The organism is Pseudoalteromonas shioyasakiensis (genome assembly GCF_022398475.1).
GTDB lineage: Bacteria > Pseudomonadota > Gammaproteobacteria > Enterobacterales > Alteromonadaceae > Pseudoalteromonas.
The window spans coordinates 23,238-34,929 of record NZ_JAKEVM010000034.1 but is presented as its reverse complement, the minus strand read 5'-3'; the positions used below and the strand labels follow the sequence as shown (position 1 = coordinate 34,929).

Below are 11,692 nucleotides of genomic sequence, written 5' to 3'. Positions count from 1 at the left end.
TTTATAGGGTTAGTACAGATTATTGCCGCATTCTATTTTTTGGATTTGCCTATAAAAGAACAACTAATAGATGAGCCGGGCGTAGTACAACGCTTTTATGATTCACATAGAAATTGTGGCAAATTTAAATGTAAACTCATGACAGTTGTTGGTACTGAGAAGACGACTACATTCCTTAGACCAACTAACTTACCAATTAGCTTAAATGATAACGTTCATATTTTGGCTTCGTATGATAAAAGTGCCGAAGCGTATAAAGTCCATCAATTAAAACTTAATGGTAAGATGATTCAAAGTTATGAACAGGCGCTATTTAAAAGCAACATAGCTCGTATATTGCTTGGTATTTTTGGTCTGATTTTGATTGCTTTTAGTTTAATCAACAAGTTTAAAGCTAAACCGAATAACAACGCTTAATTTCATCAATCATGGCATTTGCTAAAGGCGAGCTGGCATTTGTTTTTGAGGTGATCAATACCACTGGAATATCGTAGTGATATTTGTTTGGCTGGATAGCTTTAAAAATTCCTTTTTCGACCCAGAACTGTGCGTAGTGATCGGGTAAATAACCAATAAACTCACCCGATAAAATCAAATGTGCAATACCTTCATCGTGATAAGCAACAGCACTATTTTGATAGTTTAAACCGTCGTTTCGGCTTTCTTTATCGCGCATGTAGTTACTGGTAATGACTTCGGCTTCTTTAATGAGCCCATCTATTTGTTTGTCTTCACACTCAAATAATGGATGACCGACTGCGCAATACAAAAAGTTAGTTTCGTTATGTAGGGCGGTGTAATTAAGTCCGCGAATATGATGGCGGCTAACGCCAATCCCCACTAATGAGCGGCCATTGGCTACTGAGGTTTCTACCTCTCGTGCCTCGCACACATTAATATCGAACTGAATGTTTTTACCTTTGCCTTTTAACCTTGCTATCGCGCGGGGAATGGCACAGCGTGGGTCGCTGACCATGGTATCTATCATGGCAATACTTAAACGTCCCGATAACTCGTTTTTAGAGCTGGCTACGGTATTAGCAAAAGCTTCGCATTGCTGAAGCAGTTCAATTGATGCCTGATAAGTGATGGCGCCAGCGTCTGTAATTTCAAAACCACTGCGGCCACGTTTACATAATTTAATACCAAGCCTTACTTCTAAATCAGATAAATGCGCACTGATGGTGGAGCGACCAATATTCAAACGTGACTCTGCGGCTGAAAGCCCGCCACACTCAACAATTGCTACAAAAACGCGCAATAAGCGCAGGTCTACGTCATGAACTTGCATAGCTCTTCTTTTAGTTCGATAAATCTGGAATGAATAACGATAATTATGCATTTGTAAAACAACTAGAGCAAGCTAGACTCCATCTAAATAAAACTTAATCCTGTTCTTTAGGAGTTATAAATGACATTTAAGTATGGTGTTGACCAATTAACGTTAGACAGCGTTAATGCTATTGCAGCCGGTACGTTACAGGCAGAGCTTTGCCAAGAAGCAATTGATAAAATTAATAAAAGCCGCCAAAACGTAGACAAAATGGCTGCCTCAGAAAAAGCCATTTATGGTATCAATACGGGCTTTGGTCCATTGTGTGATACACAAATTTCTCCAGAAGAAACTAACCTATTACAAAAGAACTTATTGATCACACACGCTGTTGGTGTGGGTGAGCCAATCGCTAAACCTATTTCAAAGCTGATGCTAATCACCAAAGTACACGCATTAAGCCAAGGTTTTTCAGGTATTCGTTTAACCGTTGTTGAGCGTATGCTTAAGTTTATTGAACTTGATATTATCCCTGTTGTACCAGAGCAAGGCTCAGTTGGCGCATCAGGTGACTTAGCACCGTTATCACACTTATTCTTACCTCTTTTAGGTGAAGGTGAGTTTTGGGTAAAAGACACAATCAAGCCAGCAGCAGACGTATTAAAAGAGCACGGTTTAGCGCCTTTAGATTTACATGCTAAAGAAGGCCTTGCATTAATTAACGGTACTCAGTTCATTTTATCGCATGCCATTACCGCGCTTACTAAAATGCGTTACTTATTAGACCTTGCTGATGTAGCAGGTGCTATGAGTATTGAAGGTATGCAAGGTAGCGAATCGCCGTTCCGTGAAGAGTTACACGCAATTCGTGCTTTTAAAGGTAACGTTGAAGTTGCAGCGCGCATGCGTAGCTTTTTTGCAGGCTCTGAAAACATGGCTTCACACACTGATTGTGACCGTGTTCAAGACCCTTACTCACTGCGTTGTATTCCACAAGTTCATGGTGCATCACGTAACGCGTATTACCACTTAAAAGAGCTTGCTGAAACAGAAATGAACTCTGTTACAGATAACCCAATTGTGATCAGCGAAGAAGAAGCTATTTCGGGTGGTGGTTTCCACGGCCAACCACTTGCTATGGTATTAGATTACGCATCAATCGCAGCGGCAGAGCTTGGTAACATTGCTGATCGTCGTTGTTATTTATTGCTTGAGGGCCTACACGGCTTACCGCGTTTGTTAACGACATCGGGTGGCTTAAACTCTGGCATGATGATCCCGCAGTATGTGACTGCGGCACTGGTAACAGAAAATAAATCATTGTGTTTCCCGCCATCAGCAGACAGCGTACCAACATCAATGGGCCAAGAAGATCACGTATCTATGGGTAGTATCTCTGGTCGTAAGTTAAACCAGATTTTAGGTAACCTTGATAAAATCTTTGCTATTGAGCTGATGTATGCAGCGCAAGCAATCGAATTTAGACGTCCTAACAAGTGTTCAGACATCATTGAAGAAAACTTTGCGCTAATTCGCAGCAAAGTTACCAAACTAGAAGAAGACCGCTTACTTAAGCCAGACATTGATGCCATGGTAGAACTTGTTAAATCGCAAGCGTTTAAAGTTAACTAAGGGAGCAAATAATGACTTTTCAAGAACAAATTAAGCAAGGTATCCCAAGCGTATTACCAGAGCCAAAACCGTATCCAAGTGATGCAAACCGTGCTCCAAAACGTAAAGACATTTTATCGGCTGACGAAAAGCAATTAGCTATTCGTAACGCATTGCGTTATTTCCCTAAAGAATGGCACAAAGAATTAGCCGCTGAATTTGCCGCTGAGCTTAAGCAATTTGGCCGTATTTACATGTATCGCTTTAAGCCTAATTATGAACTTAAAGCGCGCTCAATTAGCGATTACCCGGCTAAATGCGAACAAGCTGCCGCTATCATGTTAATGATCGACAATAACCTTGATCCTGCAGTAGCACAGCATCCTGAAGAGCTAATCACTTACGGTGGTAACGGTGCGGTATTCCAAAACTGGGCGCAGTACTTATTAACTATGAAGTACTTAAGCGAAATGGAAGAAGACCAAACGCTACACATGTACTCGGGTCACCCTATGGGGTTATTTCCATCATCAGTTGAAGCACCGCGTGTGGTTGTAACAAACGGTATGATGATCCCGAACTATTCAAAGCCGGATGACTGGGAAAAATTCAATGCACTGGGTGTAACTCAATACGGTCAAATGACTGCGGGTTCATTTATGTACATTGGCCCACAAGGTATTGTTCACGGTACAACCATTACGGTAATGAATGCATTCCGTAAAGTACTGGAAAAAGGCGAATCACCAAAAGGTAAGATCTTCTTAACTGCTGGTTTAGGCGGTATGAGTGGTGCTCAGCCTAAAGCGGGTAACATTGCTAACTGTATCACCGTATGTGCCGAGGTTAACCCTAAGGCGGCTATTAAGCGTCATCAGCAAGGTTGGGTTGATGAGCTAATTGATAACATGCCAGAGCTTGTTGAGCGTGTACGTACGGCACAGCAAAATGAAGAAGTGGTTTCAATTGCCTTTATCGGTAACGTGGTTGATGTATGGGAAAGCTTTTTAGCAGAAGATATTTTCATTCACTTAGGTTCAGACCAAACTTCACTTCATAACCCTTGGTCAGGCGGTTACTATCCGGTTGATATCAGCTATGAAGAGTCAAATCGTTTAATTCGTGAAGAGCCAGAAGTATTTAAAGAAAAAGTACAAGCGACGCTTAAGCGCCACGCCGATGCTGTTAACAAGCACACGGCAAAAGGTACTTACTTCTTTGATTACGGGAATGCGTTCTTGCTAGAAGCATCACGTGCTGGTGGCGATGTAATGGCTGAAAACGGTATTGATTTTAAATACCCATCGTACGTACAAGATATTCTTGGTCCAATGTGTTTTGACTACGGTTTTGGCCCGTTCCGCTGGGTATGTACGTCAGGTAAACCAGAAGATCTTGATAAAACAGATGCGATTGCTGCAGACGTTTTAAATAAAATCATGGCGGACTCGCCTGAAGAGATCCAACAGCAAATGCAAGACAACATCACGTGGATCAAAGATGCGAAACAGAACAAGCTCGTAGTTGGTTCGCAAGCTCGTATTCTTTATGCAGACGCACAAGGCCGAGCTGAAATCGCTAAAGCCTTTAATGATGCCATTAATCGTGGTGAAATTGGTCCGGTTGTACTTGGCCGTGACCACCATGACGTAAGTGGTACGGATTCACCTTTCCGTGAAACATCAAACATCTATGATGGTAGCCGCTTCACAGCAGACATGGCGATTCACAATGTAATTGGTGATGGTTTCCGTGGTGCTACTTGGGTATCTATTCACAATGGTGGCGGTGTAGGCTGGGGCGAAGTGATCAACGGTGGTTTTGGTATGCTACTAGACGGAAGTGAAGCTGCCGAGCGTCGTTTGAAATCTATGCTATTATTTGATGTAAACAACGGTATTGCTCGTCGTAGTTGGGCGCGTAACGAAGAAGCTAATTTTGCGATTAAACGTGAAATGGATCGTACCCCTAAACTTAAAGTGACCTTGTCTAATAACGTTGATGATGAAGTTTTATCAAACTTAGATTTCTAAGTTGTGTCAATGCAAAAAGGCCATGTTGTAAGCGCAACATGGCCTTTTTTATTGCCAAAAATTATTAAATAGCGCATCGTTTAGGGAATAAATTTTTAGCTTAGCGAATAAGGAGATAGATATGACTAAAACACTTACTGGTGGATGCTGCTGCGGCGAAGTGAGTTATAAAGTCGCTGATAACTTTAGGCGTTTTTTCTTCTGCCATTGCGAACAATGCCGCAAACTAACCGGTACTGCTATACGAGAGTAAAGTTAGCGAGATACGAGAGTAAAGTTTGCAAGTTGCGAGGGTAAAGCTTGTAGGAGGCGTTTCAACGCCGAACAAGTAGCAGCGATTTTACATCGCGTCCCAGAGCCTGAATCCTAGCGCCTAATGTATCCTACCGTAGGCGTGAAATTTGTTTAGCGCGTTAAAGGGTAAAGCTAGCGAGTTACAAGTTTCTAGGAGGCGTTTCAACGCCGAACGAGTAGCAGCGATTTTATATCGCGTCCTAGAGCCTAAATCCTAGTGCCTAATGTTTTCTAAAGTAGGCGTGAAACTTGTTTCGCGCGTTTGTTTTTAAATAGTCGCGTCGGAAAGACGCCGCTGTTTGTGAAACTGTATAGGCTCTAACATCCTGACTCGCATCTCGCATCTCGCATCTCGCATCTCGCATCTCGTATCTCGCAACTTTAATCTTCTTTCTTTGCTTTTTTTGCGAGAATTTCAACTTCGGCTTTTTCGGTTACGCCTGCCATACTAAGGGCTGTGCTGCCTACTGATTCATATTCAAGCTTGATTTTATCGAGTTTAGCGTCGTTTTTGTCTGGCAAATTTAAGCTACGTGATGACATTCCTTTGGTTAAAACACCTAGGTTATCAAACACTTTTTCTTCACCGTTGTTCATAACGACTTTAATTTTCTTAAGATTCACAGTGCCATGGGTGCACTTAACTTTAATATGGCTGTAGTGGCTGCTGGTGATAGGGTTAACGGTATCGGTTTCGCTTTTGTAGCTGACCTTTTTCTCTGCGATTGTTTTCCAGTCGTCATCACCCGCTAGGCTTTGAGTACTGGTTAAGGCCAAAAATGTGGTTAAAGCGATGAGTTTGACTATTTTCATTTGATTCCCTCCAAAAGTTATCATCATTAAAATTTATAGCATATAAACTGGTTGGTTGCCTATGCAAAGTTCATAAAATAGAACCAAAAGCATTTTTTAATCGTATTAACTAATACGTTATAAATTCACCAACCTTAATCAGCATGCTATGCTAGTAAAGTGTCTATAAGTTTATGGATTTTCAATGAGATATTACTTTTGTTTAGTGGCTTTTTTACTATCAACCTCGTCAATTGCCAGCGCTCTGCTGGATGTAAAGCCGAGCAATAAAACACAGTTTTTGGCTCTGATAAAAGACAAACAAGGTGATTACAAAACAAAAGAAGGCAGTGATGCGGTTTGTCAAAACGCATCTTTTTCATTGATAAAAGAACCAACGCAAGGCTTTACCTTAGGGACGTTAATCGATTTTAGTGACTTACACAACGGCACGCAGGTAAAGAAGATACCTAACTTTTGCGTTGTCAGTTCGAAGTTAAAATACTTTGTAGATGGCATTGTTAGAACCAAGCGATATTTTCGCTGTGATAATGAAGACGACAACGGTTCAACAACTGAAGATCTGCGTTTTAAAGAGAACGGCAGTATTACTTACACGCTGAATAAACCTGAAGTCTCATGTGTGTTCGAGAAGCAATGAAATTCCATCTAACTAATGAATTTTAAAAGCCAAATTCGAAGGCAACTTGTCATATCCGTAGACATAAAAAAAGCAGCCTAGGCTGCTTTTTTAAGTTTTAGCAAATTACATTTGAGATTGCAGGTAATTCTCAAGCCCTGCGGTTTTGATTAACTGCTGCTGTGTTTCAAGCCAATCAATCTGTTCTTCTTGCTCATTTAAGATGTTATCTAGCGCTTCACGGCTGATGTAATCTTTTTTCTCTTCAGCAAGTTTAATTGCCGCTTTAAGATCAGGTAGAGAATCAAGTTCAAAGCTCATGTTAGCTTCAATCATTTCTTCTGAGTTTTCACCAATACGTAGGCGACCTAAATCTTGTAGGTTTGGTAAACCTTCTAAAAACAAAATACGCTCAATTAAACGGTCGGCGTTTTTCATTTTTTGAATAGATACTTTGTAATCAGCTTTGTCTAATTTTGAAAAGCCAAAATCTTTGAACATACGAGCGTGTAAAAAGTATTGGTTAATACCTACTAATTCATTCGCTAATACTTTATTAAGTGCAGCAATGACGCTTTTATCGCCTTTCATACAATTAGCCTCTATTCGCCCATTTGAGATTGATGGTAGTTTTGGCTACCAATTTTGTCGATTAGACCAAGCTGTTGTTCTAACCAGTAAACATGATCTTCTTCTGTATCAAACAATAGCTTTTCAAGCACTTCGCGTGATTGATAGTCTTTTTCTTGTTCACAGATAGCAATTGCTTCTTTAACACAATCAACCACTTCTAGTTCAAGTGTTAAATCGTTTTGCATCATGCTTTTCACGTCTGAGCCAATTAATAGATCACGACGCTTAGTCATGTTTGGTACGCCTTCTAAAAACAGAATACGTTTGATCAACCAATCAGCGTGATCTTTTTCTTCTTCCATTTCGTGGTTAAGACGCTCATACAGCTTATTTAGGCCCCAATCATCATACATACGAGAATGAATAAAGTATTGATCTATAGCGGCTAATTCGTTTGCGAGTAGTTTGTTAAAACTATCGATGACTTTTTGGTTACCTTTCATAATGCTGTCCTCGAATTCCAAGTTGCGGTAATTGTAGTATATAAAAACAAGATTGCAAACTTTTTCCTTTGTAAATCAGTTGTTTACTATTGAGTGTGATTCTCGTTTAAGTTTGCGTTAATGGTTGATAAATGAACAATTTATCGTTTCTATTCTTAAATAAAAAAAGCCCTTACTAAGAAGGGCTTGTTGTTCTAAACAAAATTTAACTTAGAAACTATAGGTTGCACCAAGTGTAACAGTGGTACCTAAACCTTTAATGTTATAGCCACCGTAGGTGTATGACTGGGCACGGGCAGGGTAGTAATCATTGTTAAATAGGTTTTCTACGCCCATAAACGCTTGCCAGTTCTCGCTAAAGTTATAACGACCGCTTAGGTTAAATAGGTTGTAACTGCTAATTGGCCCTTGGTCGCCAACATAGTCGCCGTCTGCATTTGGTTCAAAGCGTTTGCGTGAACCCACATATAAATAACTCACCGCAAGTGATAACTCATCATTAGGCTGCCAGTTTAAGTTAGCAGTGCCTTTTGGTGGGCTTATTTGGCGCGAACCTAAGTAAATGTCGTCTTCGGTGTTTTTACCTTCAACATAGCTGTAAGTTGCAACCAGTTTTAGAGTTGGGTTAATTTTATAATCAACTAATGTTTCGTAACCCCAAATCTCTTGCGGTGCACGTACCGGCTCATAAACACCCGTTACTTCATTAAAGCTATTGGTGGTGCCAAACTCTGATGTACTGCGGTAAGCTGCAAATTCAAAACGTAAGTCATCAAACTGTGAGGTAAAACCAATTTCATAGTTATCGATGATTGATGCTTCTGTTTGAATTAGACCAATATCATTCACCGTTGCTGAACGTAGTAGGCGGCCAATATCTGAGATATCAGACCCTTGTGAATAATTGGCAAATGGGCTGAAAGCCTCAAGTAAATTGTATTTAACACCTACATTATAGGTGGTTGCATCGTAATCAATAGTGTCGCCTTTTACGCTAAGTGGCACAGAGCACTGTGTTTCTGAACGGCAAAGCTTTAAGGTGTTGTAATCATCAACGGTTAAATCAATGCTCTCTTGGCGCACACCCGCTTTAATGACTAAATCATTATCGATTACCCATTTTGTTTGTAAAAAGCCAGCAAGGCTTTCCATATCCATTTCTGGTACCCAAACACGACCATCAACAAGTGGCTGAGACGTCACATCATTCAGTGCATCTAGGCCATAAATGAAGGTCGCTTCAACATTGTCAAAATCAACAAGGGTATTGAAGGTAGCGCGTGCACCTTTCTTTTCAGAGCGAATAATTGATTGGCCGCCTTCGTAGCCTTCGTCTGGGTTAGCTAAGTTTGTAGAAAAGAAAAACACATTCTCGATGTCTTGCATGTAAAGGTCGAGCGTCATTTGGGTATTAGCAAACAGGGCGTAGTCTGTGTATTTTAAGGTAATGTTTTCGTTACCATCTGGGCCTTGTGGTTTGCCTTGCTTTTGCAGCTCTTTAGGTACATGAATAGCATACGTTTTTTCGCCATCGTTTAGGTTACCAACAACGTCACCTAAATCGGTTTTTTGTTGAGAGCTAAAGTAGTTATAGCTAAATTGCAGTTGCTTCTCATCGTCAAAGTCATAACCAAGTTTGGTGAAGTAGTTTTCGGTTACTGCATCAGATAAACCATATTGTAAGCCAAGAATATCGCCTTCGGCGTCACGTTGAACGCCATTTTCTTCGTAACTTGCAGTAAATAAATAGCTGAGTTTATCTGCTCGGCCATTAACCGCAGCAGAGACTCGCGCACCGGCGCTTTCTTCTAACTTAACTGCACTAAAACGTGAAGATAGGCTGATCTCACCTTCTGGCTGACCATCACTTGTTGCCTGCTTTGTGATGTAATTAATAATACCGCCCGATGCACCATTACCATAAACGGAGGTAGCACCTTTGATCACTTCGATACGCGCAATGGCACTTGGGTCGAGTGTTTTAATTCCCAAAGAGCCGTTTCTGAGTGGTGTAGATTGCGGCACACCATCAATCATCACAAGTGGTGCACGGCCACGTAAACTCTGACCTGTATTACTCGAGCTACCTGTATCTGGAGCAAGGCCTGGTACCATTTGCGCAAGTAAGCTTTGTAGCTCTGGATTAACTTTTAAATGTTCTTCAATTTGCTTTTGGCTAATAATCGTTACAGAAGCGGGTACTTCATCAATGCTTTCAAATACACGGCTGCCTGATACAACAACGTGTTCCATTTCTTCTGCGGTGAGTTTTTTATTGATGGCATCATCAGCAAATGCCTGGCTGCTAATTGCAATAGCGACCAGAGTCAGTGAAGTTTTTAACATGTTTATCCTTGTTAAATCGGTATTTATTATGTGATTGTGCGGCAGTCTAAATGTAAAGAAGTGTAAAGGCAAGGCTAATGATAATTATTTGCAATAAATTGTTGTGTTGTTTTGTACCTACTTATTTGAATTAGTTATTAAGCAAATAGCGATTAGGAATAGCAGGACAGTAGCTGTGTTTTAGCTGGCGCTAGTTTAAAAAACGTTTTAAGTCGTCTGGAATAGGCATTGGTTTGAAAGGGCTAACATTAGTGCCGCCGGTATTACCGAGTGGGACCCAAATACGCGAAAATACAATTGAAGCTGCCATGCGAGCAAACTGACCAATTATTTCCTTGGCATTATGGGTTTTAAAGCCAATTTTACACATCCACCAATGTGAGTAAGTATGCGCAATGATATAGCTTTGACCCAGTATATGAGCCCGCTCTAAGTGATAAAAAGCGGTTGTGTAATCTGCTTTCTTATAACTAGTTTTAGCCAATATCATTTCGGTGTTAAAGGCATTTTTGAGCTCAATATTCATGGCGAATGGTATTTTCGATAAAATTGTTTATTTGTAATGCCGTTTGTACCAAAAGTAAACACCTGAAATCGTGAAAAATAACGGTGACAAAGCAAATAGTAACCACAGTAATTGCACAATAGGGCCTGCAAAATCACCAATATGAAACTTATATTTAAAGTTCCATGTTTGGGTGGTCCAAGAACTTTGGCTGGCATCATAGCTTGCAACAATATCTGCTGAATATGGGTTTGCCCATACCCAACTATAGGCATGGCTTTCACCTGGGTTCTCTATTCTAAAACCAATGTTATCAGTTGGCTTTTTCGGTAAATAAATTCTAAATAACTTACCTTCAGGAAATACAGTTTGTGCGTTATCAAACGCTTTTTGCACTTGAAAAGGCGTATCCGTTAAAGGGGGAACAACTGCTGGCGGTTTTGGTCTATCTTCAACTGTGCCTTGCATCACAAATTCTAATATGGCTTTGGTTTGTGGTTTCCAGTTAAACGCCATACCTGTGTAAGCAATTAAAATAAGTGGAATTAAAAAATACACACCCAGAACGGTATGTAGCTGATACATCAGCACTCTAAATTTTGCTTTACGTTTAATAGCCAAGCGTTTGATACGATTTTTTGGTTTAACCCAAATATAAAAGCCGAGCAGAATTTCAATAATAAGAATAAGCGCACACACCGATACCCAGTTTCTTAGCGGGCGGTTTTTATCGCCATCTTCATAAAGCAGCCAGCGGTGCAAAGCCATGGTAAAGCCATAAATCGTAGTGTAGTAATCGTACTCATGTAACACTTGACCGTTGTATGGATTAACACTGACATAGCGGTTGTTTGCCAACTGTAATTGCCAGGCAAGATCACTTCGCTGTTCAGGCATTAACAGGGTAACGGGTTGTTTGGTGGAAGCTGAAACATGTTTTATGAGGCTATCAAAATCAAGTGCTGAAGCCGCTGGCGTTACAGTCCATTTATCGCTTTGAGTAAGGTATTGAATATCTTTTGCGTAAATAAGCAACGCACCGGTCAAACTTAAACAAATTAAAAATAAACCGCTTACTAAGGCAAGCAATAAATGCGTACGACGTAACCACAACTTCAACAA

Annotated in this window: 12 protein-coding genes; 5 read left to right on the top strand and 7 right to left on the bottom strand. The window is 40.5% G+C overall.

Annotated elements, in window-relative coordinates; translation table 11 throughout:
- On the top strand, nucleotides 1-417 hold a 417-nt coding region (locus tag L1D51_RS08565; RefSeq protein ID WP_239963442.1), incomplete at its 5' end, for a hypothetical protein.
- On the opposite strand, the gene L1D51_RS08560 is transcribed toward L1D51_RS08565, so the two are convergent.
- A complete protein-coding gene (locus L1D51_RS08560) occupies nucleotides 395-1,291 on the bottom strand; it encodes a LysR family transcriptional regulator (protein WP_239963441.1) in 897 nt (298 codons plus the stop codon). The two genes, L1D51_RS08565 and L1D51_RS08560, sit on opposite strands and share 23 nt — an antisense overlap.
- A 120-nt stretch (nucleotides 1,292-1,411) precedes the next feature.
- On the opposite strand from L1D51_RS08560, the gene hutH reads away from it, so the two are divergent.
- The 3 genes from hutH to L1D51_RS21735 all read left to right on the top strand — a co-directional run bounded on the left by hutH (nucleotide 1,412) and on the right by L1D51_RS21735 (nucleotide 5,170).
- A complete protein-coding gene (hutH, locus tag L1D51_RS08555) occupies nucleotides 1,412-2,905 on the top strand; it encodes a histidine ammonia-lyase (protein WP_239963440.1) in 1,494 nt (497 codons plus the stop codon).
- Between the two features lie 11 nt (nucleotides 2,906-2,916).
- The gene (gene hutU, locus L1D51_RS08550) at nucleotides 2,917-4,917 is read left to right on the top strand and encodes a urocanate hydratase (RefSeq protein WP_239963439.1); all 2,001 of its coding nucleotides are present in this window, start codon (nucleotides 2,917-2,919) and stop codon (nucleotides 4,915-4,917) included.
- Between the two features lie 121 nt (nucleotides 4,918-5,038).
- Nucleotides 5,039-5,170, top strand: coding sequence for a GFA family protein (locus L1D51_RS21735; protein WP_275669140.1), 132 nt, complete (start codon nucleotides 5,039-5,041; stop codon nucleotides 5,168-5,170).
- 422 nt (nucleotides 5,171-5,592) lie between these two features.
- Here L1D51_RS21735 and L1D51_RS08545 read toward each other — a convergent pair whose 3' ends face one another.
- Nucleotides 5,593-6,024 (bottom strand): hypothetical protein, encoded by a 432-nt coding sequence (locus L1D51_RS08545; RefSeq protein WP_130167567.1) that lies wholly within the window; start codon nucleotides 6,022-6,024, stop codon nucleotides 5,593-5,595.
- A 184-nt stretch (nucleotides 6,025-6,208) separates the two neighbouring features.
- Here L1D51_RS08545 and L1D51_RS08540 point away from each other — a divergent pair, with 184 nt between their 5' ends.
- Nucleotides 6,209-6,664 (top strand): hypothetical protein, encoded by a 456-nt coding sequence (locus L1D51_RS08540; RefSeq protein WP_055199128.1) that lies wholly within the window; start codon nucleotides 6,209-6,211, stop codon nucleotides 6,662-6,664.
- A gap of 105 nt (nucleotides 6,665-6,769) precedes the next feature.
- Here L1D51_RS08540 and bfr (L1D51_RS08535) read toward each other — a convergent pair whose 3' ends face one another.
- The 5 genes from bfr (L1D51_RS08535) to L1D51_RS08515 form a co-directional block, all read right to left on the bottom strand.
- The gene (gene bfr / locus L1D51_RS08535; RefSeq protein ID WP_054552095.1) at nucleotides 6,770-7,234 is read right to left on the bottom strand and encodes a bacterioferritin; all 465 of its coding nucleotides are present in this window, start codon (nucleotides 7,232-7,234) and stop codon (nucleotides 6,770-6,772) included.
- Between the two features lie 11 nt (nucleotides 7,235-7,245).
- Entirely contained in the window at nucleotides 7,246-7,719 is a 474-nt protein-coding gene (gene bfr / locus L1D51_RS08530) for a bacterioferritin (protein ID WP_054552096.1), read from the bottom strand.
- A gap of 210 nt (nucleotides 7,720-7,929) precedes the next feature.
- Entirely contained in the window at nucleotides 7,930-10,065 is a 2,136-nt protein-coding gene (locus L1D51_RS08525; RefSeq protein WP_239963438.1) for a TonB-dependent receptor, read from the bottom strand.
- 190 nt (nucleotides 10,066-10,255) lie between these two features.
- On the bottom strand, nucleotides 10,256-10,591 hold the full coding sequence (locus L1D51_RS08520) for a DUF3703 domain-containing protein (protein ID WP_239963437.1): 336 nt from the start codon (nucleotides 10,589-10,591) through the stop codon (nucleotides 10,256-10,258).
- 27 nt (nucleotides 10,592-10,618) lie between these two features.
- Entirely contained in the window at nucleotides 10,619-11,689 is a 1,071-nt protein-coding gene (locus L1D51_RS08515) for a PepSY-associated TM helix domain-containing protein (protein WP_239963443.1), read from the bottom strand.
- Between the last annotated feature and the right edge of the window lie 3 nt (nucleotides 11,690-11,692).

Excerpts from the sequence above, each read along its gene's own strand:
- L1D51_RS08545 (WP_130167567.1), bottom strand. The coding sequence starts at position 6,024 with ATGAAAATAGTCAAACTCATCGCTTTAACCACATTTTTGGCCTTAACC.
- L1D51_RS08560 (WP_239963441.1), bottom strand. The coding sequence starts at position 1,291 with ATGCAAGTTCATGACGTAGACCTGCGCTTATTGCGCGTTTTTGTAGCA.
- L1D51_RS21735 (WP_275669140.1), top strand. The coding sequence starts at position 5,039 with ATGACTAAAACACTTACTGGTGGATGCTGCTGCGGCGAAGTGAGTTAT.
- bfr (WP_054552095.1), bottom strand. The coding sequence starts at position 7,234 with ATGAAAGGCGATAAAAGCGTCATTGCTGCACTTAATAAAGTATTAGCG.
- L1D51_RS08520 (WP_239963437.1), bottom strand. The coding sequence starts at position 10,591 with ATGAATATTGAGCTCAAAAATGCCTTTAACACCGAAATGATATTGGCT.
- L1D51_RS08540 (WP_055199128.1), top strand. The coding sequence starts at position 6,209 with ATGAGATATTACTTTTGTTTAGTGGCTTTTTTACTATCAACCTCGTCA.
- L1D51_RS08525 (WP_239963438.1), bottom strand. The coding sequence starts at position 10,065 with ATGTTAAAAACTTCACTGACTCTGGTCGCTATTGCAATTAGCAGCCAG.
- hutU (WP_239963439.1), top strand. The coding sequence starts at position 2,917 with ATGACTTTTCAAGAACAAATTAAGCAAGGTATCCCAAGCGTATTACCA.
- bfr (WP_054552096.1), bottom strand. The coding sequence starts at position 7,719 with ATGAAAGGTAACCAAAAAGTCATCGATAGTTTTAACAAACTACTCGCA.
- hutH (WP_239963440.1), top strand. The coding sequence starts at position 1,412 with ATGACATTTAAGTATGGTGTTGACCAATTAACGTTAGACAGCGTTAAT.